The organism is Pseudomonas sp. F2, from assembly GCF_057174385.1.
Genome location: NZ_CM169904.1, coordinates 5,811,124 through 5,836,024, shown reverse-complemented (window position 1 = coordinate 5,836,024; position 24,901 = coordinate 5,811,124). Strand labels below are relative to the sequence as shown.

At 57.1% G+C, this 24,901-nt stretch carries 27 protein-coding genes and 1 pseudogene; 3 read left to right on the top strand and 25 right to left on the bottom strand.

Annotated elements, in window-relative coordinates:
- Positions 1–66: 66 nt before the first annotated feature.
- The 19 genes from AC193Q_RS26260 to AC193Q_RS26170 all read right to left on the bottom strand — a co-directional run bounded on the left by AC193Q_RS26260 (position 67) and on the right by AC193Q_RS26170 (position 14,958).
- Positions 67–1,095 carry a phage-like tail protein gene (locus tag AC193Q_RS26260; protein WP_047291950.1) on the bottom strand — a complete coding sequence of 343 codons (1,029 nt, stop codon included), beginning with the start codon at positions 1,093–1,095 and terminating at the stop codon, positions 67–69.
- Positions 1,096–1,105: 10 nt separating this feature from the next.
- The gene (locus AC193Q_RS26255) at positions 1,106–1,318 is read right to left on the bottom strand and encodes a tail protein X (protein WP_095667376.1); all 213 of its coding nucleotides are present in this window, start codon (positions 1,316–1,318) and stop codon (positions 1,106–1,108) included.
- On the bottom strand, positions 1,311–1,694 hold the full coding sequence (locus AC193Q_RS26250; protein WP_047291946.1) for a phage tail protein: 384 nt from the start codon (positions 1,692–1,694) through the stop codon (positions 1,311–1,313). The genes AC193Q_RS26255 and AC193Q_RS26250 overlap by 8 nt, the downstream gene beginning before the upstream one ends.
- Positions 1,694–3,946, bottom strand: coding sequence for a phage tail tape measure protein (locus tag AC193Q_RS26245; RefSeq protein WP_483879001.1), 2,253 nt, complete (start codon positions 3,944–3,946; stop codon positions 1,694–1,696). The genes AC193Q_RS26250 and AC193Q_RS26245 overlap by 1 nt, the downstream gene beginning before the upstream one ends.
- Before the next feature lie 128 nt (positions 3,947–4,074).
- A complete protein-coding gene (locus tag AC193Q_RS26240; protein ID WP_095667378.1) occupies positions 4,075–4,656 on the bottom strand; it encodes a phage tail assembly protein in 582 nt (193 codons plus the stop codon).
- 151 nt (positions 4,657–4,807) lie between these two features.
- Entirely contained in the window at positions 4,808–5,314 is a 507-nt protein-coding gene (locus tag AC193Q_RS26235; protein ID WP_016985055.1) for a phage major tail tube protein, read from the bottom strand.
- On the bottom strand, positions 5,314–6,480 hold the full coding sequence (locus AC193Q_RS26230; protein ID WP_483879000.1) for a phage tail sheath protein: 1,167 nt from the start codon (positions 6,478–6,480) through the stop codon (positions 5,314–5,316). The genes AC193Q_RS26235 and AC193Q_RS26230 overlap by 1 nt, the downstream gene beginning before the upstream one ends.
- A gap of 2 nt (positions 6,481–6,482) precedes the next feature.
- Positions 6,483–6,668: a hypothetical protein gene (locus AC193Q_RS26225; RefSeq protein WP_047291936.1), complete on the bottom strand. Its 186-nt coding sequence runs from the start codon at positions 6,666–6,668 to the stop codon at positions 6,483–6,485.
- A 100-nt stretch (positions 6,669–6,768) separates the two neighbouring features.
- On the bottom strand, positions 6,769–7,191 hold the full coding sequence (locus AC193Q_RS26220) for a tail fiber assembly protein (protein WP_483878999.1): 423 nt from the start codon (positions 7,189–7,191) through the stop codon (positions 6,769–6,771).
- A gap of 2 nt (positions 7,192–7,193) precedes the next feature.
- Positions 7,194–9,164: a phage tail protein gene (locus AC193Q_RS26215; RefSeq protein ID WP_483878998.1), complete on the bottom strand. Its 1,971-nt coding sequence runs from the start codon at positions 9,162–9,164 to the stop codon at positions 7,194–7,196.
- The gene (locus AC193Q_RS26210; RefSeq protein ID WP_239778823.1) at positions 9,165–9,800 is read right to left on the bottom strand and encodes a phage tail protein I; all 636 of its coding nucleotides are present in this window, start codon (positions 9,798–9,800) and stop codon (positions 9,165–9,167) included.
- Positions 9,797–10,792: a baseplate J/gp47 family protein gene (locus AC193Q_RS26205; protein WP_239778822.1), complete on the bottom strand. Its 996-nt coding sequence runs from the start codon at positions 10,790–10,792 to the stop codon at positions 9,797–9,799. The genes AC193Q_RS26210 and AC193Q_RS26205 overlap by 4 nt, the downstream gene beginning before the upstream one ends.
- Complete coding sequence (locus AC193Q_RS26200; protein ID WP_047291927.1) at positions 10,789–11,121, bottom strand: phage baseplate protein; 333 nt, start codon at positions 11,119–11,121, stop codon at positions 10,789–10,791. The genes AC193Q_RS26205 and AC193Q_RS26200 overlap by 4 nt, the downstream gene beginning before the upstream one ends.
- A 14-nt stretch (positions 11,122–11,135) precedes the next feature.
- Positions 11,136–11,744 carry a phage baseplate assembly protein V gene (locus AC193Q_RS26195; RefSeq protein ID WP_121184037.1) on the bottom strand — a complete coding sequence of 203 codons (609 nt, stop codon included), beginning with the start codon at positions 11,742–11,744 and terminating at the stop codon, positions 11,136–11,138.
- Positions 11,745–11,747: 3 nt separating this feature from the next.
- Positions 11,748–12,269 carry a hypothetical protein gene (locus AC193Q_RS26190; protein WP_121184035.1) on the bottom strand — a complete coding sequence of 174 codons (522 nt, stop codon included), beginning with the start codon at positions 12,267–12,269 and terminating at the stop codon, positions 11,748–11,750.
- Between the two features lie 72 nt (positions 12,270–12,341).
- Positions 12,342–12,683: a phage holin family protein gene (locus AC193Q_RS26185; protein ID WP_003222183.1), complete on the bottom strand. Its 342-nt coding sequence runs from the start codon at positions 12,681–12,683 to the stop codon at positions 12,342–12,344.
- A 145-nt stretch (positions 12,684–12,828) separates the two neighbouring features.
- On the bottom strand, positions 12,829–13,257 hold the full coding sequence (locus tag AC193Q_RS26180) for a tail fiber assembly protein (RefSeq protein ID WP_483878997.1): 429 nt from the start codon (positions 13,255–13,257) through the stop codon (positions 12,829–12,831).
- Between the two features lie 56 nt (positions 13,258–13,313).
- Positions 13,314–13,718: a tail fiber assembly protein gene (locus AC193Q_RS26175; protein ID WP_121187712.1), complete on the bottom strand. Its 405-nt coding sequence runs from the start codon at positions 13,716–13,718 to the stop codon at positions 13,314–13,316.
- A 505-nt stretch (positions 13,719–14,223) separates the two neighbouring features.
- On the bottom strand, positions 14,224–14,958 hold the full coding sequence (locus AC193Q_RS26170) for a LexA family transcriptional regulator (protein WP_095669240.1): 735 nt from the start codon (positions 14,956–14,958) through the stop codon (positions 14,224–14,226).
- Positions 14,959–15,550: 592 nt separating this feature from the next.
- Between AC193Q_RS26170 and AC193Q_RS26165 the strand changes: the two genes are divergently transcribed.
- Positions 15,551–16,420 (top strand): TIR domain-containing protein, encoded by an 870-nt coding sequence (locus AC193Q_RS26165; protein ID WP_483878996.1) that lies wholly within the window; start codon positions 15,551–15,553, stop codon positions 16,418–16,420.
- A 197-nt stretch (positions 16,421–16,617) separates the two neighbouring features.
- On the top strand, positions 16,618–18,483 hold the full coding sequence (locus AC193Q_RS26160; protein ID WP_483878995.1) for a DUF7380 domain-containing protein: 1,866 nt from the start codon (positions 16,618–16,620) through the stop codon (positions 18,481–18,483).
- Positions 18,484–18,583: 100 nt separating this feature from the next.
- On the opposite strand, the gene umuC is transcribed toward AC193Q_RS26160, so the two are convergent.
- Together umuC and AC193Q_RS26150 are read right to left on the bottom strand one after the other, a co-directional pair.
- Positions 18,584–19,861 carry a translesion error-prone DNA polymerase V subunit UmuC gene (gene umuC, locus AC193Q_RS26155; RefSeq protein WP_483878994.1) on the bottom strand — a complete coding sequence of 426 codons (1,278 nt, stop codon included), beginning with the start codon at positions 19,859–19,861 and terminating at the stop codon, positions 18,584–18,586.
- Complete coding sequence (locus AC193Q_RS26150) at positions 19,854–20,279, bottom strand: LexA family protein (protein WP_186622902.1); 426 nt, start codon at positions 20,277–20,279, stop codon at positions 19,854–19,856. The genes umuC and AC193Q_RS26150 overlap by 8 nt, the downstream gene beginning before the upstream one ends.
- A gap of 95 nt (positions 20,280–20,374) precedes the next feature.
- Here AC193Q_RS26150 and AC193Q_RS26145 point away from each other — a divergent pair.
- A pseudogene (locus AC193Q_RS26145) lies at positions 20,375–21,067 on the top strand (SOS response-associated peptidase family protein).
- A gap of 609 nt (positions 21,068–21,676) precedes the next feature.
- Here AC193Q_RS26145 and AC193Q_RS26140 read toward each other — a convergent pair.
- The 4 genes from AC193Q_RS26140 to AC193Q_RS26125 form a co-directional block, all read right to left on the bottom strand.
- Positions 21,677–22,471, bottom strand: coding sequence for a DNA adenine methylase (locus tag AC193Q_RS26140; RefSeq protein ID WP_483878993.1), 795 nt, complete (start codon positions 22,469–22,471; stop codon positions 21,677–21,679).
- A 150-nt stretch (positions 22,472–22,621) separates the two neighbouring features.
- Positions 22,622–23,164 (bottom strand): lysis system spanin subunit, encoded by a 543-nt coding sequence (locus AC193Q_RS26135; protein WP_483878992.1) that lies wholly within the window; start codon positions 23,162–23,164, stop codon positions 22,622–22,624.
- Positions 23,146–23,709, bottom strand: coding sequence for a glycoside hydrolase family 19 protein (locus AC193Q_RS26130; protein ID WP_483878991.1), 564 nt, complete (start codon positions 23,707–23,709; stop codon positions 23,146–23,148). Before AC193Q_RS26130 ends, AC193Q_RS26135 begins: the two co-directional genes overlap by 19 nt.
- Positions 23,710–23,757: 48 nt before the next feature.
- Positions 23,758–24,807: a phage late control D family protein gene (locus tag AC193Q_RS26125; RefSeq protein ID WP_483878990.1), complete on the bottom strand. Its 1,050-nt coding sequence runs from the start codon at positions 24,805–24,807 to the stop codon at positions 23,758–23,760.
- Positions 24,808–24,901 lie beyond the last annotated feature (94 nt).

Below are 24,901 nucleotides of genomic sequence, written 5' to 3'. Positions count from 1 at the left end.
AGGCTGGCCTCTTCGCGGGCAAGCCCGCTCCCACAGGGATCTTCATCGCAGTGACAAAGCGGGGAATCAGTCCTTGGCTGCGGCCTTGGGATCAAGGCCGCTGGCATCGATCACGCAGCGATAGCTGTTCTCGCGATTGCCGCTGGCGGTGACTTTTTCAATCGACCAGCGCCCGCGCATGAAGTCTGGCCAGGTGTCATCGAGCAGCACCAGACCTTCGGCCGCCAGCAGTGGATTGCCGGGACAGGTGATCTTCACCTTGTACTTCTGCCGGAGCATCTTGCGCACTTCGCCCTCGCCGACGGCGATCGCATCGGCTTCAGTGGGTTGTTTCTGGCGCAGGGTCTTGAACGGCGCAAGCCCCGTTTCAACCCAGCGCAACACACCTGCGGCGCCATCCCAGAAACAGGTCTTGCAGCCCTTGGTCTGCTCGCGGGCAGACTCCTCCAGCGTGGCGCTGACGAACGCGTGATCGCCCGGACGGTTGTTGCTGGTCACCGACAAAGTCACGTCCGCCAGCACCTGGCCCGACAACGACTTGGTCTGGCCGGGACGGGCCAGCACGTACACGTCGTTGTAGGGTTTGGTCACCGCGTTGTACTTTTTTGCCAGGCGCGTCAGAAAGCTCATGTCGGTTTCGTTGGACTGGTCGACGTGCTCGATCCTGATCATCGCCACCTCGGGCGCGACGCGCGGTGAAAAGCCATGGCTCGACACCAGTTTGCGAAACAGCGCACCCAAAGTGGTCGGGCCATGACTGGCCGTGCGACGTTGCTTGAAGCCCGTTTCATCCTCCTTGCTGAACGGCGCCGCCGTGGCCACCAGCGTCAGGCGAAACGGGAACAGCGTCGGCGTCAGACGTGTCACTTTGAACTGGCCCTTGTCGACGAGCCCCGACTCCAGATAACCGACCTCCAGGCCGATTTTCCCGCCCAGATCCGGCAGCCCTTCGAGGCCTTCAAGATCGATGGTCAACGTCAGTTGATCAGACTCGAAACCGGCAGCGTCGATGTGTTCCCAACTGATCAGGCGTTGATTGAGCAGGGCCGAATGGGCCCCGTAGAGTCTTACCGCCGGGGTGAAACCCAGTGCCATGCAAACCTCCTTAATCCCACGCCGTGAGCGGTTTGATCGTGGCCGGTTTCGAGTCGAGTTCCGGCAACGTGACCCAGACGCCCGCAGGCAGGATCGGGCCGTGTTCGGCCAGGGTCGGGTTGAGTGTCCACAGGGCCTCTTCGGCGGTGTCATCACTGCGCCCGGTTTCGCGGTAGAGCAGCAGATTCACCGAATCACCGGCCACGCTTCGGACTTTACGCATTGTTGAACTCCGCTAGCTCAATGACCCAGTCAACGACCATTGCCGTGCCGTCATCGATGATCTGGCTCTGGGTTTCCTGAATATTGTTGATTCGCCACAGGCCCCAATTGCGACCGATGCCGTCAATCAACGGCAGCGGGATACGCTGGGCCTGCAACGCGCGCAATTCGTCGAGCCGATCCATGGCCACGGCATACATCGACTTGCCGGTGATAGTCAGGGTTTCCGGTTTTTGCCCGGTCTGGCTGGACTTGGGTTTGCTGGTGAGAATCTGGATTTCGCTCCAGCCTCCATCGGACTTGCGCGCCAGCGAGCTGTAAGCGAAGTCGCGCGACAGGCCGAAGATGAAACTGCCCAGCGCCATTTGTTGTTTCATCAGGCGACTCCATCGGTCAGGGCTGCGTCACGGCGGGTGGCGAGAGCGTTGGTGCCTACTGCGGGTGTGAATGCGGTATCGAAATGGTTGCGCATAACCTGCGAAACCACATCGCCGATTTTTTCGGCATTGAGCACATCACCGCCGCTGATCTGCACTAACGGCGAGTAGGTGTAATTGGACAGTTGCGTCTGAGCGCTGGTCAGATCCTTGACCACTTGCGCGGGGGGCGCGAGTTTGTCATCGGCAGGTTTCCCCCATTGTTCCCCCACATAGGAGCCGAGCATTCCGCCCAGAGTGCCGCCGATGAATGTGCCAATACCAGGTGCAATGAACGAGCCGATCGTGGCACCAATCGCCGTTCCAGCCAACTCGCCGGCAGCACCTTTGACAGCTTGATCATCGCCGTCACGCCAGCCCTTCAAACCTGCGTAAGCGGCATGACCAATCGCCAGCGGAGCGCCCATCTTGAAGGCGGGCAATGATTTGACCAGCGGCGGTAGAAGCTTGGATTTGGCGCCATCGACCAGCGGCATGAGCTTGGCAGTCGCGCCGCTGAGCCAACTCGGGCGCATGCTTTTGGCCATCTCGCCGACCATTTTCACGCGGGTTATCGCATCGTCAAACATCGGGGCGATTTTGGCCGTCATCGTGCTCAAACGTCCGCCTCGACCGGCGCCAGAGGAAGGAACACGAGACCGCGCGCTGGAAGATGCGCGTCGACCGGGGCGCTTTCTTTTAGGCCCCTCGCCGCCGCCGTCGTCACCGCCATTGATCACATCGGCAATATCAGCGGGCAATCGCGCCGTCGCCAGACGCAACAGTTTCGAGTTGACCGCATCCAGCACCGAGGCGACCCCGGTCTTCAGGACACCACCGACGAACGGCATGGCGGCCACACCGGCCAGCGTGAGGCCAGCCGCCAGGAACGGCAGTGCTTCAGCAGCTGAACTCAAGCCATTGACCACAGCCGTTAGCGACACTGCCAGCGCGTCAGTCATGGGCGCGAGTGCATTTCCCACCGCTGTCGACAAACGATTAAGACTCGCATCCAGCGCATTCCAGCGCCCTTGTGACGTATCGCCAAAGGCTTCGGCCGTTTTCGTCGCGGCACCGGCGCCAGAACCCAGTTCCGACGTTGCGTAGTGGTGCTTGTCGGACACCCGAGTGAAGGCGGTCTTGACGTCGTCGGGCTTCTTCAGCAACTCAAGAATGCTGGTACTGCTCTCGCCAAACAGCGTCTTCGCCGTGGCTGCACGTTCGGGTACGGATTGTTTGCCAAGTGCTGCGAGTACCGAATCAATCGCACCCGGCGCATCCGTGCGCATCTTCTCACGCAATGAATCGGGGTCCAGGTGCAACCGGGTCATCGCCGAACGCTGTTCGGTTGACGCAGCATTTTCCTTGCCGAAGACCGAGGTAAAGCTCTTCAACGCCGTACTCGCAGCGTCCTTGTCGGCCCCGCTGTTCAACAGCGCAGTGGCAAATGCTGCAACCTGTTCCGGTGTCATTCCCGATGCAACAGCGCTCTCGCCAGAGCGTTGAACGACCACGCCGATATCGGCAGGTTTGGCGTCCAGACCGCTGCTGCCCAGATAACTGACCGCATCGGCCAGATCCTGACCTTGGTATCGATCCAGCTTCAAGGAGGAACGCCAGACCGCAAGCATTTCCCCCGCGGCCTTGACGTCAAGCCGGAAGGCCGTGGCATTGATCGCCGCGTCGCCGGAGTACGCTCTCAACTCTGTCGCTCGCTGATCACCCTTGGCGCCGTCGGCAATACCAGCTCGCGCCCCGACCTGCTGGATTTGCAACAGATCCGCACCCGTCGCGCCACTGGCTGCAACCGACCGCTGAGTCGCGAGTTCCAGCGTTTGCTCCGAATGCGCTTGAAGCTGGTCTTTGTTGAGTCCAATCAACTGATTGAGCTCAACCAGCGCCGTCTCGTTAGCCATCGCCGGCTGCAGTTTTTTCGGGGGTGGACGCTGCTCGATTTCCGCCTTGAGTTTTGACTTCGGCTCACTGTTGGCGGCTGGCGGCGCCGCGATGACCTTGAACAACGACTGCTGGCTGACCAGCAGCTCGCGCAACTTGATCTGCTCCTGCGTCAGCAACCGAATGTCCTGGCTTGCCAACGCCAGTGTCAGGTTCAGATCCTGCAGCGGTTTGCCGAGGTTATCGGGCAACGTAAATCCGCCGTTTGTGTTACCGCTCTCACCGGCGTATGCGAGCGCATATTTACTCTCTGCCATGCCGCTCTACTCCTGTTTCACGCCAAGGCGAGTGATCGCTATGTCGTAGCGGCGCAACGCCTTTTCGGCGTCCCATTCCAGAATCTCCGCTTCACTTACCGGGTAAATGAGCGGGACGATATCGAGGATTACTTCGATGTCGCGTTCCGAAAGTAGGCCGCCGGCTGGTTTAAAAAATCGTCGATGCGCACCTGCAATTGGGTCCAGTCCGGGACGCTCATGTGGGCCAGATCGGGGATCATCAGACCGGTGCAGTGGGCAGTGATGAACTCGGCGCGTTCCTTGGCCGTTTTCAGTTTCTTCATCACTTTGGTCGCGCGCAGTGCCGGCATTTCCAGCGACAGCGAGGTCACGGTACGGCCGGTCACGGCGAGCGGTTGCAGCAGCTGCACTTCGTCAGGATCGTCGGACTTTTCCGCGTCCTCGACCTGCTCCAGAAAGTACGACGCCGGACGGGTCGACATCTCGTGCACGTACTGGGCGATGCTCACGTAGTCCGGGCGTTTGAGCTGGTCGAGTTCCTTGACCGACAGGCCGGTGGCGAGCAGCGCCAGTTCGAAGAACTGATCGTCTTCATCATCACCGGCGCGCTCCAGCGCTTCTTTTTGCGCGGCGTAGAACAGTGGCTTGAGCTGGATCTGCTCGATCTGCGCGCCGTCGTCGCCGGTGATCGGCGACAGCAGGTCATGCTGGGGTGGCATCCACGACATGTATGAATTCCTTGGTGATTCTTTTAGATCCACTGTGGGAGCGAGCTTGCTCGCGAAAGCGGCCAGACATTCAGCATTGATGGCCACTGACCTGGCGCCTTCGCGAGCAAGCTCGCTCCCACAGGGTTTTATGATTGCCTGTAAGCCGGGGTTACGGCATCAGCACCGCACGACGCGCATCACCGAGGATGTCAACGCCGTTGAGCACGAATTTCTGGGTGCGCACGTCGATGTCGATCACCGGTACGCCGTTTTCCAGGCGGTTGTAGGTGCGGCAGGACAGCTCCAGGTTGGTCTTGGGTTTTTCGCCCATTTTCACGGCGGTTTCTTCAAGAGATTTCAGCTTGCCGCCGACCGTGTGATAGGTGAACCAAGTGTTGCCGTCCTGATCCTGACCGGCTTCACGCACGTTCAGCAGGATGTCGTCGCCCAGCTTCACGCCCAGTGCGAGCATGACTTCGGCACCCAGGCCCTGCAGGGTCAGCTTGGCGTTGAGCGCTTTGCCACCCTTGGCCATTTCTTCGACGATGAAACGGCCGCCACGCATTTCTTCCACGTCGAATTCGATCTTCGGTGGCGTGAATTCCTCAACGGTCGCCGACAACGGCAGGCCTTGCAGGGTGGCCGCGATGGCCTGTCTTACGCGGTTGGTAAACATTAGAGAACGTCCTCCAGGAACTGCTCGATGATTTCATCGCGGGCGTTGAGTTGATAAACCATGTGTTCGTTCGGCGCGTAGCGGCCGTAGTCGATGACCACGTACCAGGTGCCGTTCTTGTACTTCTCGACGCTGTTGAGTTCCGGGTGCAGGTACACGCTGCCGCCAGGAATGGTTTCGTCGGCGACCAGGGTCTGCAGCCAGTCGTTGATGCGCTTGACCTCCTGATCCATGAACGACTTGGTCAGGTTCTTGGCCATGGCTTTCTGGCCGGCCTTGACCAGCTTGCGGCTGATCGCGTCTTCGAGGCCGACGTAGCTGATGAACTTGCCGGTGATCGAGCGGTTACCCAGCAGCGAGAAGCCGCCGAGCACGGTGCGGGCGTAGTAGCTGATGCCGTAACGGTTGAGCAGATCGCCTTCGGTGGAGGTGTCGAGGATGTTGTATTCAACGACGCGGGACACGTCTTCGGCGTAGGTCACCTGGTTGCCCGGGCTTTCCCACTGCTTGACCTTGGCCAGCGCGGCAATCGCCAGGCTGGACGGCGCGAGGAACACGTTTTTCTTCGCCGCTTTCGAGTACACCGCCGGCATGTTGTGCACCACCAGGCAACGGTCGAAACCGAGGTCGGCGCCGCCCAGTTCCTGGCTGTAAGTCACCTGATCAGCGACCGAGGCATCCTTGCCATCCAGCACCACACGGGCCTTGATGCGCTTGCCGAACGAGGCGAACTCACTGGCCACCGCTTTGGTGCCGGTGAAGCCTGGCGCGCCGATGATGGTCAGGTCTTCCGGGACGCTGCCCAGTGCGGCCAGCCCGAGCTTGCGGCCGGTGGCTGGCTCGACACCGCCGATCACTGCGTTGACGGTGTCGGCCGGGGTCGCGCCCGCCTCGACGATCACCACGTAGACCGGCACCTTGACCACTTTGAGAATCTGGTAAACCGCGTGGTACAGCGTGCCCTCTTCGGCACCGGTCGGATCGAGCAGCGCGTGGGTGGTGAAGCTGTTGATGCGGAACGGTGCGTTACGCGGAATCAGCGGATCGGCTTTCGGCGCGGTGCCGACCAGACCGATGACGTTGTCACCCAGGCCACCCATGGCCTCGGGGGATTCAGTGGCATTGACGCTAATGCCGTTGTGCTCGAAGTTCAAAACCTCAGCCATGGTTAGTCAGCCTTCTTGGCAGCGGCCTTTTTGGCCTGGGTGGTAGGTGTTTTCAGTTCCAGTCGCCCGGCGCTGTGCAGGGCACTGGCCTCGACGTCGAGCAGATCAAGGTCTTGACCGACGCTCGACCAGTGCCCACCGCCGGTGGGGAATGGAACGAGCACGGTGTAGGTTTGGCGGGTTGCCATTTTTCGTTTCTCCATAAACGGGAAAGCCCCTCGTGGGGAGGGGCTTGGCGGGTGTTGAATGTATTGGGCGGACAAGAAAACGCCCCGGGGTGCGGGGCGTTTATTCGGGTTCGGGAGCACGCCATTGAGGCGCTGACGGTCGGTATTGAAGCTGGGGGAACTCGTCAGACTGCGGCCAATTTCGCAGCGAGCGACGGTATGCCTGTAATTGCGTGTACTGAAGAACAGTCAACGTCGTGCTGTCTCCGACCTCTGACTCATCCCGATGACGCGAAATAATACCGTCGGTAGTGACAAGTTGAGCATCACGCCAACTGCGCTCATTGGACTTGAGTGACGTAAATGATTGCGGAGGATCAATCAACAATGGATAACCATCCTCGCCAGCAGAAATAACCCTACCTTTCGATTGTCCTTCGAGAATTTGCGCATGCAGTTCATTGGTGATTTCTACCGCATTCGCGGGAATAACGCTGTGTACAGTCCGATCATAAAAACCACCGGTGTCTTTACTGAAATACATCATTAATCCCCTATGGCTATGTAGTCAAAATTTCCACTGCTCAATGCAAAGGAGCTTCCACTCCAGTTCACCGACCTGACCGTAACCCCAAACTGACTTTTCCCAGTTGTGCCATAGGTCGTAAAGTTTGAACCACTCCACCCACTAGCTGTACTTTCGTTGACAACCACTTGCCGGCAGGCTGTGGGAAATGCAATCGGAAACACTATGGATACAGTACCGAGATTAGTGGTTCCCGAACCTCTTTGAATAATCATTCCTCCTGGTAGTTTCTGGTAGCCGTTCTGCAGCAACGACGCCGAAAACTCATTGGAGTACTTCAGTGAAGCAGCGCCTTCCTCAACGACATAATTGTTGTCGCCACAAGTAACAACAAGATTGGAACCGCTCTGAACCGTAACACTGGTAAGCGTTTTAGCTAGCGCTACGATGGTGTCATTGCCCTGACGATTCAGTGTCACGTCAGCTGTTCCGATGTTCAGGACGTAGAACTTGGACCCAACGGGGCTGGCGACCAGCGGAGGCAGTGTCACGACGCCCGGCCCAGTGATAACGATTCTGCGCCCGGCCATGGCCGGAGTCAGCGAAGCCGGTAAAGTCACGATGTTCGTCTGACCGCTGAAATTTCCTAGCGCACGCTGAACGAACTCTGTGGTGGCCAGTGCCTTGCCGGTGTCGAACTGTGGCTGAGTGGTGAATACAGGTGCGCTGATAACACTTGTGTAGCGGATGGCGATGCTTCCACCTATCAAACGCCATTGTCCATTTAACCTGATGAACTCTGCCGTATCCCCCAGACCAAGAACAATTGGCCCAACAACCCCGGTCGACGTATTCAGGGTGTCTCCACCGGCGTTGGCGGAAATCGTTACAGCCCCGGTACCAGCGCTGACTATCGTGATGATCGCAGCTGCCGTAGCGGGAACCGACGAGGTCGGCGGGAGGGTGCAAGTGATCGGTCCGACATTCGAAAGACTGACTAGTCCACCAATGTCAGCCAGCGTCACGACATAACTAGTACCAACCGATTTGAACGACGAATATTGCAATCCATGGCGCCGCACGAACTCAGAGTTGACCAGCAACTGACTACCATCGAATTGCGCCGGCGTTGGACAGATCGGCCCCCCCTCAAACGCGGGCGACATCAAACGGGCAAAACCTGCCGTCACGTCCTGGAACGTCAATGGGGTTGTATCAAGTACTATCGGGCCATCTGTAGTCAGCTGCCAGATCGTATCAGCGAGGGTTGCCCCTGCTTCCACCGTAACCTCTAGATTAGGCGTTACCTTCGCACTGGTATCGGCATCTTTCGCCCGAATCCAGGAACCATTTGCCGCAATGTAAATTCCGTTGTCTTTTGCTTGCGTCTGGTTTTTAACGAGCACGCGATCGCCTGAAATGACAGCAACCGCGTCAATCATTTGGGCGCCGCTCAATACGATATTTGCCTTGGTTGCGACCCGTACCGACTGTTTTTTGTCGAGCTTAGCCAGTTCATCCGCCACGTAACCAGCCACCCACGCACGGGTGGCCTTGACCACCGTGTCATCAATCAGCAACGTCACCAGCGACGCATTGCTGGTCTCGAAAATCGAGCGAATGTAGAACTCTTTACCCGACCCCGACGTCGCCAGCACCGGCTTGAACGACTCAGGGTATTTGACGATGGCGTAGAGAATCCCGGTGTCGGTCCACAGCCCGGCTTCACGCACGTACCAGCCGCCAACATCCGGCGGAATAGTGACTTCGGCGAGCAGCCAGCTCGGATTCTTCTCGTCCTGGAACAGCGCGTTGAGCGGACCGCGCCAGACTTCGCGTTTCAGCGCGGTAGCCGTCGCGGCCGGGTTGTAGACCGCGCCGCCGCCGTCGCCGACGGAAATCTGCGTCAGCTTGATCGGCAGGCCCGCAGCCTTGCACGCCGTTTCGTAGGCAATCCCTGCGTTGGTGAGCAGGGTGTAATAGTCAGCCATTCAGGCCCCCTGAGGATAAATAGTGGATGTTTCGACGGTGTACATGCCGGCAGCCAGGAACGCCTCTCCCGAGGTTTCGAGCCCTTCGATGAACACCGGATAAACCGTGGTCAGCTCACCGCAAAAGGTCGCAGCGGCAATGGAATGACTGCCGAACGCGCTCAAGCCCACCGTCACCGAAAGAATGTCCCGCTCGCTCTTGGCATCGGCCAGACGCCGGTCGAGACGGGCGTCGATTTCTGCGCTGTAAGGCTGGTCGCTAAAGGCGCGCACGCTGAAGCTGTATGGCACGCCGGGCGGCGTCTGTTCGTACCAGGCGCGGACTTCGGGGCGCAGTTGCAAACCCTTGGCCGCGTTCTCCAGCGCCTTGCGGGTGCCCGCCTGGCGCGCAGTGGGCCAGGCCAGTTCGACGGTCAGGCGCTTCTCAGTTTCCGGTGCGCTGGTGCTCCATTCGGCGACACCGCGATCCGCTGCCAGATACGGCAGGAAGGCGACCGGCGTTTCGTTCGGATTCATCAGTTCGGGGAACGGCGGCGCGATGCGATCAAGCAGTGCGCCGAAGCCCAGATCCAGTCCACGTTCGAGTGCCGAGCTGTTGGCCGGCAGCAACGTCGGGCGATGCGTTGGCTCACTCATAGCGTCAGCACCTCGACCTCGACCGCCGTGCAGTACGGCGCCTCGAAGGCGCTGGTGATGATCGGCGCCAGCGGCTCAAGAATCTGCAGTTGCACGGCGCCGGCGCTGTGCAGTGTGTAGTCGATCCAGCTCGGATCGACCCGCCCTTCGAGGCGATGGCAACTGTCGGCGTAGGCTTGCAATTGCTGTTGTGCGGCGACTTTGGTCAGGCCCGAGTCGGGGCCGGAATTGATCTTCGCCACCACGCGAATCTTGTAGCGCTGAATGTCGGCAGCCTTGACCGTGACGAGGTCGGTTTCCGGTCGCACATCAGGGCGGGCGAAGTGCTGACGCACGCCATCAAGCAGGGCTTGCGACGGTGTCCCATCTCCCTCCCGAGCGAGCACCGTGACCTGCACTTCGCCCGGTGCGGTGCGGCGACCGTTGCCGTCCTTGACCTGTGCGGCGAGGCCGTCCGGGTTGAAGGTGTAGGTGACATTCACCACACCTCCATCCGTCGATTCGACCTTCACCGTTGGCCGTTCACCGAGGGTGAATACCTCGCGGCGATACTGCATCCGCGAGCCCGCAGCCGGGGCATGTGGCGCCAGGTAATAACGCAGCCGGGCGTCGTCGTCGCTTTCATAAATCGGTGGTATTGGCGGGAAGGCTGCTGGGTCGCCCGCGTCGAGCAACTGCCTTTCAAGGCCCATGTCCGCCAGGCGTGCGTCGAGGTTGCTGCCGGTCGCCCACCACGCCAGCATCTGCTTGATGCGGGCGTTGTATTTGCGCTCGTGGGTTTGCAGGCGTACGCAGAAGGCTTCCAGCGCCAGGGTCAGCAGTTCGCTCTCGTTGTCGAGGCTGGTCTTGAGTTTCGCTGCGCTGTCCGGCGCTCGGGCGCCGACGTACTCGACGACGAAGGTCTTGAACTCGGCGAGCAAGTCTTCGAAGGCGTCGACAGTGATCAGCGCCGGTTCGGCCAATTGATTCTGGCCGGGGATCAACATGCTCATGTCACGACCTCGAATGTCTGTTGACGGTTTTTCCAGGTACCGGCGAAGCGCAGCAGCAGACCCGCGCCCTGGCGGCTGGCGACGATCACGCTCGGCTGAAAATCGCTGATCCCGTTCTGCGTGTTGTAAAACGCTTGAGCCGCGTGGCTCTGGGCCAGAAGCAAAACGTCGTCACCGAGGTTCTGCCCCAGCAGCGTGGGGATCAGCGAGCCATAAAGGGGCCTTTTTTGCCGGGTGCCCAGCGGCGTGGTCAGGGCTCGTGTCGCGCGCTGCACAAACTGCAGCCAGTCGTCGACCGTGGCCCCGGAGTCTCTATCGATTCCGATCATGGGAAGCTCTTGATTCAGGGGCTGATGACGCGGCCCTGGTGATCCACCAACGGGCCGCTGAAGTGCACGCCCGAGGCGTCGATGCTCAGGCCGACGCCGCCCAGTTGCAGGCTGATCAGCTGCGGCGTCATCGTCAGTTGCGCCGGGCCGATGCTCAGTGCAAGCGACTCGCGAGAACCGGTGAAAGCCGCCGGGCCGTTCTGCCAGTGCAGAATGTGTGTGGCGTCGTCGTAACCGCTTTCAGTGCCGTCGACATAAACGCGGCGCGTCAGCGTCGGTACCGTCGCCGTCGGCGGAAATCGGTCACTGTTGAGGCCGAACAACGCCACGCTCTGCGCGCCGCTTTCACCGCTGCCGTAGTTGAGCAACAGACACTGCTCGCCCACGCTAGGAATCCGCGATTCGCTCTGCGTTCCGGCGCTCGGGTTGAAGAACTTGATGGCTGGTGTCAGCAGTCCACCGTGGCTGACCTGGCAAGTGTTGCTCGCCGCATCGACTGTCTGACAGATGCCGATGCGACAGAAACTCTCGGCGCGGCGGTGCAAGTCGTCGATCTCCGCTTCCATCTCCGCCAGCCGCTCGATGATCGGCCCCAGTTGCATGCGCAGTACTGCGTCGAACATCGGTCAGGCCTCCAGCACGGTGTATTGGTCGGGGTCGTCGATGTTGCTGACTTCCCAGGTACGGGCGAATTTGGGCGTACCGAGCGGGTCGTCGAGCAGCGTCGGGCCGAGGTAGAGGGTCTGGGTGAAGGTCAGGGTCCACGCCTTGTATTGCTGCTCGGCGCGGATGAGCACTGACGGCAAACCATCAATGTTCATCGGCAAATCGCATTGATCGCCGGGCAGGTTCCAACGGTTGTCGGTGATCAGGTTTTTCAGCACCGCGATCAGATCGCACGCGGCAAATGCACTCGCAGAAAGTGCCGGAATGACTTGCAGCGATACGGTCATGACGTGGGCGATACGTCCGTCGGCGCCACGCACTCCGGGCGCATTACGGTCGAAGTCAATCAATGCCCAGGCCTGAGCGCCGGGTGCTGTGAAGTCGTCGTGATTGCCAACCTGCAGAGTCAGGCCGGCGCTGTTGCGCAAGGTTGTCGCCATCGCCGTGAACAGCTGCGAAGGCTGCTGGATCGGTGCGGGCATGCATGACCTCCTTTTCAATTGTCCACGCGCAGCCCCGCCGCATCAGTTGCAGCGAGGCAGGAAAGTGTTGAGTTACTGGGGATCGCGCGGCGGGGGAACTTCGCAGACGCCGATGCGCTTGGCGGCCCAGCGTTCGTAAAGACCGATGGCCACGTCGGCACCGGCCATGGCGGTCAGGCAACCGAAGGCACCAGCGGCCCAGATGGATAATCCGGCGGCATACAGCAGCATGATCGCCGAGACGCCGCAGATCATGCAGGCGCCGGAGCGCAGCGCCAGACGCCGTAGCAATGACCAGCCACGAGCGCCTTCCTTGTCGGCGCGCCACATTTCGCCGGACACCCCGCCCACCACGGCGAGGAGGATGACCAGCCAGATCGGCATGTCCGCCAACGCTTGTTGCTCGTTTGTCATGTCACGCCTCCTGGTTTCAGTTGATGAGTGATGTGTGTTGGGTTCAAGCGATGTCTCTTCAGGTAGGCATTCCAAAAAGCCCGGTGGTGAGACCGGGCTTTTCAGTAATGCGCTCCCGCTGACGGGGTTGACGCTTATGCCTGAATCAGAACGGAGCCACTGGCCAGTCAATCGTGTAGGGATAGCCAGCCTGTTTCTTCACGTCGCTGACTGCAACGTAATATTGCTGATAAGCGAGCCAAGCAGCTTCTTCCTCTGGCGTGGCAACACCGAGATTCACTTTGTAATTGACCGGGTTGATATCAAGCCAGCCAGCGGCTACACCGAGCCGCTGTCGTACAAACAGCATTACCTGATCAACATGGTCTTGATAAGTGGGCTCAGAAAACTCCCAGCCATTCGCGCCGTATGTAGCCTTCCAGCCCACTTGAACGACGGTGTCGATTGCAAATCCGGACCAACTGCCGGATATGCCCGGGGGATTGGTGTCAGGTTGTTCCTCAGAGACCTGAATCATTACGGCTTTGGGGTACGCAGCAATATTGCTCATTTCAATGAAAACGTATTTCTTCATAATATTTCCTTATAACTAAATGGGTCGAGATTGAGTTCTCGATGCGCCGCAACTATTCAGTAAGGCGCAACTGGCCAGATGATATTTGTCGGATAGCCGGACTGTTTCTCAATGTCGCTGACAGCGATGGAATACTGCTTGTGAGCCAGTAGCAACGCCTGTTCTTCTGGGGTAGCTACACCGGTTTCAACCTTGAAACCCAGGGAGTTCAAGAGCAGCCAGTTGCTGGCAACATTGAGCAATTGCCATTTCTGCGCCTGAGCTTCGTTGCGATAGTCTTGGTCAGTGGGAGCTGTAAATGTCCAGGAACCGGCAAATTCTGCTTTCCACCCAACACGAATGTCTGTGTTGCCTGTGACATCTACCCATGTCGATCCCGGCGAAAGAGTTGGATCGGGCGCTACTTCGCTTTCTTTCAGTTGAGTGACTTTGATGTATTCAACTAGTGCATAGAGATTCATTTCATACCCCCGGTTTTTGTTCATGAATGCCGCGATGAAATCAGGCAGGCATTCCAAAAAGCCCGGCAATGCACCGGGCTTTTCAGTAATGCGCTCCTTCGCCTTCCTTCAAATCCTGTATTCGAGAAGGAAGCTGACTTTTCGGCGCTACTGGCGCGGTACGAGTCCATTCAAAATGTTTTTCCGACCGCGGTCCCTGCCCGCCGGATAACTGCTCTTGGTGCTTTACGCTGCACACCCGGGTCAGTTGCCAACCCTCTGAACCGTTGAGGCCGGTTCATCGCTGCCTGTTCTTGTGGAACTAAAGAGCTGTTGTTGCCAGCCGCTTTGTCGAGCGGCTTGGTGGCAAGAATATGCATGGATGCATATACAGTCAATGCATAAATGCATTTATTTATGCGCAAGAAATGCACTGACGCATGCGGACCGCATAAATCAAGGCGTCGAGGATTTTGTTCAGGCGAAAAAAAACCCGCCATGCGGCGGGTTTTCCGAGACGGTGAAACTATCGGGCGTACATGCCCCACCAGAAGACGTGACCGAGGATGACAATCTGCTCTTCCTGCATGTCCTGGAAGCTGTAGTCCTCGTCCGGATGCTCATCGCGGTTAAAGCTGCGCAGACGGATGCCGGTCGGCAGGCGATAGAGTTGCTTCACGCGCAATTGACCGTTGTGGTTGATCGCGTACAGGTCGCCATCGATGATGTCGCCAATGCCGCACTTGCCGGCGTTGACTCCGACCGTGGCGCCGTCCCGCAACACCGGCATCATGCTGTTACCGCGCACTGTCACGCATTTGGCCTGGTCGAACTGCACACCGTTATGGCGCAGGCTGCGCTTGCCGAAGCGCAGGCTAGAGCGTTCGCTCTCTTCGATGACGAATCTTCCTGATCCAGCAGCCAATTCAACCTCGCGAAGAAAGGGCACCGACACCTCGTCGTCATCGACAGGGGTATCGTCGTCCCACAGGCTTATGTCCTTGAGTTCCGCATGCACGTCATCGCGCGCGCCGCCGGTCGCGGTCGGGACATCGGCGCGGCCGCGCAATTGATCGGTGCTCACATTGAAGTATTCGGCAATCTTCGAAATGTGTTTATCCGAAGGATCGACGATCTTCCCGCTGAGAATCCGCGAGAGCGTTGATTGAGGCACGCCGGTGCGACGGTGGAGCTCCGTGGGGGAGATCCCGTGCTGGTCGAGCAGTGCTCTTAAGACGGAGGATACGTTGCGTTTTTGCATAACGCGCATATTGCTTGAAGTTTTTTCCGAAGACAAATGCTGATTTGCATAAGTCGTGCATATATCACAATTAAACACAGAAAGTGCCAGCAGGCCGTCATGCCTGCGTCGAGCCGACGGCCCATGGTAACCTTGCGCCCATCGCGGAAAAGCCCGGCGGTTGCCCTCGCTTTTGCCCTACATCATTTAACGAGTTACCTGACAATCCGATGAATAAAGCCGTCTCCGACCTGTCCTCCCACACCCCGATTGTGGAGTAGTATTTGTGGATTTTTAGCGGCGGGCCCATGTTTGCGGGCGGTCGCGCACGACCAAGGCACGTTGCATAAATGCATATTTGGCATTGAATGGCATAGATCGGCGTGTGGTTTGCCCCATTTTTGCCCCATCCATATCCTGTCGATCCGAGGAAAGGTCCATAACCAGGGCACTGCGTCATCCTCTGATTTACTTCCAGCGTCCGGTACGAAACAGTGTCATGTCTAGGCAATAGCTCGACTGAGATCGGGAAGCTATAGTTTAGTTAGGATCAGCGTCGTTCGTGACGCGCGAGAAGGCATGATGAGTTCATCATAAATAACAAGGAACAGGTATGGCGAGGAAGGCGACACCACAGACTGTAATGCAGCCGAAGCTATCTCTGAATGAAGGGCAGATTAGGCGTGGAATTGAGCGGCTACAGCAACGAATCGCAGATCTTGATGCATTCGACCTGAATACCATGCAGGGGAGCACCTCGCCTGAGCTCAAAGCTCTTGAACGTAGCATTGAAGACACTCTAGAGCGGTGTTTTGGCACGAATACGTCTGCCTCAATTCGATATAACGAGGCGCATAATCTTCACTATCAACCGACAATATGGGTTTCTGGCATGCCCGACCCTGATTACAAGGGTATTACGGGAAAAAAGATTAGCCATGCAAAAGCATCGCTAGAACAAGCTATCAATGCATTAAACACGGATCTGGAGGATTTAGACGGCGCCCCCCACCTCAATGCTGCCTCAAAAACAAAGTCTAAAGATAGCTCACCCAGAGTATTCCTTGTTCACGGACATGATGAGGCCGTTAGGGAAACCGTCGCACGTTTCATTGAGAGGTTGGGTATTGAAGTCATCATTCTTCACGAGCAGGCGAACAGCGGCCGCACCATAATCGAGAAAATTGAGCACCATTCAGAGGTTGGAATGGCGGTAGTGTTACTAACGCCGGATGATGTTGGAAGTAAGATTGGAGGAAAGCTAGAACCCCGTGTCAGACAAAACGTACTATTGGAGCTCGGATACTTTATTGGGGCACTAGGTCGCAGTAAAGTTTGCGCCCTAAAGTCCGGTGATGTAGATATACCAACAGACTTCGCCGGTGTAGTTTGGACTCAGATGTCGGGTGATTGGAAGACTGCTCTCGCACGCGAACTTAAAGTAGCCGGTTATGAGATCGACTGGAACAAAGTGATGAGCTAGTTTGGAATCCCCATTCTGTACTTGTGATCACTCAGATTGCGCTAACACGCGGGACGCCAATCAGATGTTCATGCCCACTCGCGGTATTGCGGACGGGCATTTTCCCTTAAATTTCTACCCAAAGCGGCCAAACAGCTCCTAGCCAACACGGGGAATTCGGATAAGCTGATTCCACATTAACTGTGGAGAATGGGAACGTGAGCGATCATGATCAGCAGGACAACGAACCAGTGATCCCCGTGGCGACCGTCGACGACCTTGAGCGCATCAATCTTTCGTCGATTCTTACAATGACGAACAGTCTCCACTTCCATACATTGCAGGACGTATTTCATGTGGCGGCTCGTGCTGCCAGCGAGTCAGGGGATGCCGCTGCCGAACGTGGCTACAGAGTCCTATCTGTGATTTGCAGTTACCACTTCGATCCTAATCGGACTGACGCATTTAGGCCTCAAATGATCATGGATGGTCGGAGGTCACTCATACCGAGCGACTTCGTTGGGGAGCAACAGTCTGCCCTCATTCAGGTCACGGAGCGAATCGATCACCCATTACTAAGAGCACGGATTGCTGATAGTTGTTGGTACACGAACAGAAAGCTCCATAAAATGGCTGAACTTGCTTCCAGCTCTTACCTTGACGCCGTAAATCTATTTTTTACTGGAGGTCTGCTCTATCAATATGAGTCAGATTTCGAAGTACCATCAAAAGTTGTTGACCTGATTGAGCGAGCGTTTGCGCTATACGCCTCAACCGGAAAGAGAAAATCCATTCCAAACCACGGCAAAGATACCTTTTCAAAAGCTTATGACACATCAAAACAAAAATTGAATCTAATCGCATTCCACAGACTTTCGTCTCTTGGTCAGAATTTTGAATTACTTGAATGGCGGGAAATTGCTGAAGATGCTGAGTCAATGGCCATTGCGACCAAAGACAAACAATATGCTGAGGCGGTGAAAAAAATCTGGCTCCATGCAGCATATGCATACTCCAAAATTGGCGAACAGGACGCTTCAACTCGGTGCAAGATAAGTGCAGTAGATCAAACACTAAGAATGAGGGACGCAGTAAGCTCATCTATGGCGAAAGCGTCATGGACGAGGGATGCAATTGGTGAACTCAGGGCTATAGGGGGTATGACTGAGCAAATCAAGGCATTAAAGTTAGAATTACAGCAATACGAGGAAGACTCGTTATCTGAATTAGGCGAATTCAGCATCCCAGTTGATTTAACCGACGCGCGACAGGCAACGATTGAGGATTTTGAGGAGCTAGATGTTAACGAAATGTTATACCGACTGGCGTTCGCTTCGAGGCCTCCTGAAAAAATCGCTCTACATAAAAACTGCCTTAAGAAAAAGGATAAGTACGTCTTATCTTCAACTATGGGGAAAAGCTATTCTGATCAAGAAGGCAAGATGATTGCGCAATCACCATCAGCCGGTTTAGGAGAAAAACCTTCTGAAGCTTGGTTCGACCATGAAAGTCTGACGGAAGTTGGATTTCATTATCATGTTGAAACCGAGGCGTTCATTAAGCCTGCTTGCATCACCATGGCTCAATATGAATGTATCGACGAGAGACATTTGGAGCCGCTCGTTTTCCACAGCGCGTTTGTACCGCCAGGGCACGAGGCCATTTTTGCACTGGGCTTTGCTCGGATGATCCAAGGGGACATGGTTTCGGCTGTGCACGCGCTCATTCCTCAGCTGGAAAACTCTCTAAGGTACGTACTGACTAACCGTGGTTCCAGAACCGCAAAACTCAATGTTGACCTAACTCAGGAAGATCAGTCACTCAGCCAAATGTACTCAAACCGCAAAGAAGAACTCGAACAGGCTTTTGGCAAAAACATCACCTACTTGGTCCATTTGCTGTTCAACTTGAAAGGCGGACCTATGTTGAGACATGAAATGGCTCACGGAAAGCTAACTGTTGGCAACTGCTATAGCGCTCCATGCATCTACGCATGCTGGCTAATGTTCCACATTACCTGCTGCCCCCTCGTGAGCATCTGGAAAACTCACATTGCTCCGGCAATCCAGGAGGTGGTTCATTGACCGATTAACACTGGTGATTTCGAAATGGCCTACGAACTCACGTAATCGCCCTAAGCCACGTAATACATCAGGGCAATCCTAGGTAGTAGGCAGGCGCTTATTACCGACAGTTAACTGTCCACAACTGATCTAAACGCGTGGTATAGCTCTGGCTCATCATTTCCCGACGCATGCCCCAATTTGGATTGCTCGGCACACTGGCGGACCGGAGCATACCCCTCCCCCACCGTCTATTGATTTCGTCCAACACCGCCATCACCCTTGTTGCTTCAGTGGGCTGAGAAATGGCAAACAGATCATCCGTGTATTCACCCGGCTGGCACAGATTCAGCAATAGGACTTCCGCCTTGCTGTAACTGAAGCCAGGACGGAACACGCGATCAAGTGCGTCGACGGCCGCCGTCGTTAACAGCCGAACGTCATCCGTTGGGTACGGTAGATCAATCACTACACCGTTTGCGTATTTAGCCTCATCGGGATTGAACATGCCGGTGCGAATGCTGACGCGGATCTTCTTGCACAGAGACTTTTGTGCCCGCAGCTTTTCCGATGCCCGCATCATGTAGGTTGCCACTGCCTCCTTGATTGGCGGCAGCTCCTTCAGTCTTTTGCCGAACATCCGGCTGCAGCAGATCTCCTGCTTTGGCGGATCCGGCTCGTCCAGCTCCAGGCACGGCGTGCCAGCCAACTCCCGAGCAGTTTTCTCGATCACAACGCTGAAGTTTTTTCTCAACGTCCACGGGTCGGCCTTGGCCAGATCCATGGCGGTTTTGATACCCATGCCATCCAAATGCATTTTCATGCGCCGGCCTACTCCCCACACCTCCGCTACGTCCGTATTACGCAGTACCCAGTCGCGCTTGATTGGGTCGCAGATGTTCACGACGCCACCGGTTTGCGCCTGCAGGCGTTTGGCGGTGTGGTTGGCCAGCTTGGCCAAGGTTTTGGTGTGAGCGATGCCGACACCGACCGGGATGCCCGTGCAGCGCAGCACCCGGCTCCGGATCTTGCGGCCGAGGGCGTCCAGGTCATTAATGCCGGTTAGGTCGACGAAGGCTTCGTCGATGCTGTAGACCTCAACGGCCGGTACCATCGACTCGATAAGTGTCATGACACGCTCACTCATGTCGCCGTATAGCGCGTAGTTAGAGGAGAACGGGACGATGCCGTGCTGTTTGAGCTTGTGCTTGATCTGGAAGTACGGCTCGCCCATTTTCACGTAGGGCTTGGCATCGTAACTCCGCGCGATGACGCAGCCGTCGTTGTTCGACAGAACCACGATAGGCACCTTGGCCAGGTCTGGGCGGAACACGCGTTCACAGCTGGCATAGAAGCTGTTGCAATCGATCAGGCCGAATACTGGCAGCGTCTTAGACATGGCTGCGCACGCTGCTGGTGATCACACCCCAAATTGCCAGCTCGTCGCCTTCGAGGACATACCGTGGCGGATACTTGGGATTTTCCGACATCAGGATGACGTCTCTACCGCGAAGGCACAGGCGCTTGCACACGGGTTCGTTGTTCAGCAACGCAATGACGATGTGGCCGTGAGCTGGCTCGATTGATCGATCGACAATGGCCAGGTCTCCTTCGTAGATCCCGGCGCCCTGCATACTTTCGCCTGTGAGCGACACCAGATAGACATGTGGCGCACGAATGTTCAGCACTTCGTCCAACGATATCTGCGCTTCGATGTGATCCGCTGCCGGCGAAGGAAAGCCGGCCGGGACTCGGAAGAGACACAGCGGCACCTTCAAGCCGCCCTGACTGATGGGACCTAGAATTGAGTAACTCATGACGCACGACTTCCAGAACTGTACGAATATACAGTTAACTTTCTGAATGGCTTGCGGTCAATTTTTGTAGGAAATATCAGATAGGCGGGCGGGCAATGTGCGGACGACTCTCGCAGTACAGCGGCATTCACGACTTCGTTGCCGCATTGAGCATGCCCAACGCGCTCGTCAACCACATCGGGGATTTGCCGCTCGAACGCTACAACGCAGCTCCCACAACACAGCTTGCGCTCTTTCACCAGGAGGAAGGATTTCTGCATGCGGACATGGTGCGCTGGGGCTGGCGTCCGCATTGGGCGAAAGATCGTGCGACCCCCATCAATGCTCGAGTAGAGAAAGTCGCTCACGGCCCATTTTTCCGTGCCATCTGGCCGCATCGAGCTATTGTCGCGATCAATAACTGGTTCGAGTGGGTGGATGAAGGAGGGCCTAAAAAGCAGCCGTACTTGATTCGCCGCCGGGACCGGGCGCCAATTCTGTGCGCTGCAATTGGGCAATATCCAAGCGTTGGGCGAGCACCCAGCTAACACGACGGCTTCGTGATCATCACCGCCGACAGTGCCGGCGGTATGGTGGATATCCATGATCGACGGCCGGTAGCGCTTTCACCTGAGCTAGCGCGTGAATGGCTGGATCCAGCAACACCCAAAGAGCGCGCCGAAGAGTTGGTGCTGAATGAGGGCGAGCCGACAGATGTATTTGAATGGTTCAAGGTGGATCGAGCGATTGGCAACGTTCGCAACCAAGGGGCTGCGCTCATCGCACCCGCGAACCCAACACCGGGCTAACCTGCGCACGTTGATTGCTTGCAACACGATTTACAACTTTCGTGTAAATAACAGATTAACTGTTTACGCGTGGCGAATACTTGCGAAGCCAGTAATAACAAGCGCTTCGCTCTCCCTCAGCCGGAAAAAGACCACGCCTTACTTACATACGTATGTACGTAATTTCCACTTTGCGTGTAATAAACAGATGTAGGACGAATTCGAAAAATAGGTCAGATCAGTCATATACACCCTTTGCCCGATACCAGCTTGCGATATACACCCATTGCCCTAATCCCCGACCGCCATATACACCCTTAGCCCTAGTACCTACAAGGTGACGCGGGCGCATACACATTCAGCCCTACTACAACTTCCCTGAGTGGAGTCGCGGAAGCAGACGTAATTAATTTCGATCAACCATTGACGAATACCGCAATAAACATCTAGTTTAAAAACAGATCGACCTACTCCTTTCCGCTACCGCGCCCATAAGCGCGGCATGTTTCTTTGCGAGAATAAAAAATGAATGTTCTGATTCTTCTGATGGCGACTGTCGAGTTTCTTATCAAACTCACCGAACTGTTGCAGCTCTGGGGCATCGGGTGTCCCGGGTATGCCCCATGGTGATCAGAACAATCCACCAAGCGCCGCCGGTTCCCAGTTCATGATCACCAGCTCACCACTGACTTCGGCGCTGCCCTGTCGCTGGTTGGTTGTAGTGTAACGAATGTCCAAGGTCTCAAAATGGAAGCCCTCGAACACACGGCGGATATCCGGATGGTCGTTGATGCTGACCATCACCTTGCCCTTGCAGCGGCGCATGAAGTTTGCCATCCGTTCGTAGTTCTCGAATGGAAAGTCCACGCCATAACCGGCTGTCTGCCAGTAAGGCGGATCCATGTAATGGAAGGTGTGGGCACGGTCGTAGCGTTCAGCGCATTCAAGCCAGGGAAGGTTTTCGACGTAGGTGCCGGTCAGACGCTGCCACGCGGCCGAGAGGTTTTCCTCAATGCGTAGCAGGTTGATGGCCGGTGCGGTGGTCGCCGTGCCGAACGTCTGTCCCGAGACCTTACCGGCAAAGGCATGGTGCTGCAGGTAGAAGAATCGGGCGGCGCGCTGGATGTCGGTGAGGGTTTCGGGGCGGGTCATTTTCTGCCATTCGAACACCTGCCGCGAGCTGAGCGCCCATTTGAATTGGCGCACGAACTCTTCGAGGTGGTTCTGCACGACGCGGTAAAGCGTGACCAGGTCGCCGTTGATGTCGTTGAGGACTTCGACCGGCGATGGTTGGGGCTTCATGAAGTAGAGCGCGGCACCGCCGGCAAAGACTTCGACGTAGCATTCATGTGGCGGAAAAAGCGGAATGAGGCGGTCGGCCAGGCGGCGTTTGCCGCCCATCCAAGGGATGATGGGTGTAGACATGAAAGCAAGACCTTTACTGTATGGATAAACAGGTGCTAGGCTCGCCGCGCTTTGTGCACGGAGCAAGAGCCTTGGCTGGACTTGCAGGGACCATCTGCAGGGACGGCGGTCGATCCGGATGTTGACGCATCTGAACCGGCCGCTCTTTTTTCACTTCGGTATTGAGACTTCTTTGGCGTATGCCTGACAGGCCGCGAGGGCAATTAGCCCCCGGTCGCCGTCATCGGTGACGCTGATAATTCGTTGAGCATGCGCTGGGTCAAGTTCGGCTCTTGTGGGGCCATGAACCACGCCGCCGGTGGCGGTGGTGGCTGACACCGATCGGTTGTTAGCGCCGGTGGTGGCGTCGAGTAGGACTGACAGGCGCAGATCAGCAGTGGCAAGGCGGTCGCGCAGGCGACCTTGATCACGTTGGACATCGCTCAAGGCTCGGTAATGGATTTGTTCACTGGTTGCCAGGCGCTGCTCAAGCGCGAGGCGTTTGTCCTGTTCGGCACGCTGCTGCTCGGCTGAGGCCTGATTCAGTTCGTTTAGGGTTTCGGTGTGGAGTCGGGCCTGCTCTGCGAGCTGTTTGCCGTAGCGCCAATCCTGGACTTGCCAAGTAATGGCCGCGAAACCACCGACCAAGAGGACCAGCAGCACTCCTTTTGCCAGCAGCCGATACGGCGCCGGGATCAATTCGCCGAGACGCATAGCACCGCCCTCGCCCGCCCCCACAACTCCAGCCGATCCTGCAGGCCGTTGAGACCGCCATTGATCCTGCGGGTGATCGTGTTGAATTCATTTTGATCGGCCAGCGCGTTCAGACCATTCACTGACCAGAACCATGCGGCCGACTCAGCGGCCCACTGCGGCAGTTCCAGCAGCTCAGGCGTGCGCAGCAATCGCTCGTCACCGAACAGCGCCAAGCTGCAGCGCAGGTAATTGTCGTGGCCTGTTACCTGGATCAGGCCGCGACCGCGATAGCGCTGGCCATCACCATCCGCTGCCGGCGTGTTGCCCAGTTTCGCAGCTAGGTTGCCGGTGTCGTATTTGCTCAGGTACTGATCGCCGCCCAGTTCCCGGACGTACTGCAGCTGACCCGACTCGTGACCAACTTGCGCCAGAAATGCGGCTTGGCGTTTCGGTGTGTTGATCTGCCGATGAGCCATGGCTGCGTTGAGGGGGGATACAAAAACGCCCGCTTGGCGGCGGGCGTTGGGCATGATGCTTTGCAGCTGCTTTTCAGTGATGGACATACAAACTCCAGACATAAAAAAACCGCACTCAGGCGGCGATGGATGTGGTTACTGCTTCTCGATGTTCACAACCTTGAGTGGTGGTTTCGGCCCCTTCTTTTTCTTGCCCTTGGATTTACCGGCTTTGCCGGCATTGCATTCGACCGTGGTGGACCAGCCAGACTGGGTGAATACCTGCTCCACCGAATCCGCCAGATACTCGCCATCAAGCCCGACCTTGAACCCCTCAGCGATGATGGGACGCTCGGCGAAGATGTCCGTCCGGCCGGGCATTTCAAGCCGCACATCGGCAGTCGAGCGGTTGAACGCCGAAAGACGGGCCTTTGCCGCCGCCTCAGCAGCACCTTTGTCTGGATAGATATGGCGGTCGGTATGCACTGCCGGCAGGCCGTCCGGCGCGTCATCATTGTCGATGGTGACCACCGCGAGCTTGCCGTTCTTTTTGTCCTGATGCTTGGTGGCCACCGCCTTATGCGAATTGCGATCACCGAGACTGAATTGCCAGCGGCTGAGGTCGCGACGGGTCAGCGTGATAGCGCCAAACGCCTTACCGCTAGCAGTCTGGCCACCTTGGCGCGGCATCACCAACAGCTTGCCGTCGGCCACCTTGGCTGTGCAGTCATATTGCTTGGCCAGACGGGTGATGAAATTAAAATCGGACTCGTTGAGCTGGTCGACCCGGGCGACCTTGGTCGACACCGGACACACCGGTGTCCAGCCATTGCGCGCGGCAACGTCAGCCACGATCTTCGACAGCGGTACGTCTTCCCAGCTTCCGCTACGGATGGTTTTGCCGCTGCCACGCATGTCGCTGGCCTTGCCCTTGATCACGATGGTATCCGGCGGCCCTGACACCTCGACCGTGTCGACGGTGTAACTGCCCATACGCGTCAAGGCCGTTTCGGCATAACCCAGGTAGATCTCGATGGAGCTGCCACGCCGTGGCAGTTGCACCTGCCCGTCACGGTCGTCGATACGCAACTCAAACTCATCGGACTCCATGCCCGGCTTGTCAGAGGTACGCAATAACAACAGCCGATCATTGATCTTGGCCGTGACGTCGGCCCCATCGGCGACGATTCGAAACATCGGTGTCATGGATTTTTTCCAATAAAAACCCGCACAAGGCGGGCCAGAAAAACAAGGTGTCGTTACGCGTTACGCGTAACGCGACGCGGCCCCGGCGAAGGCA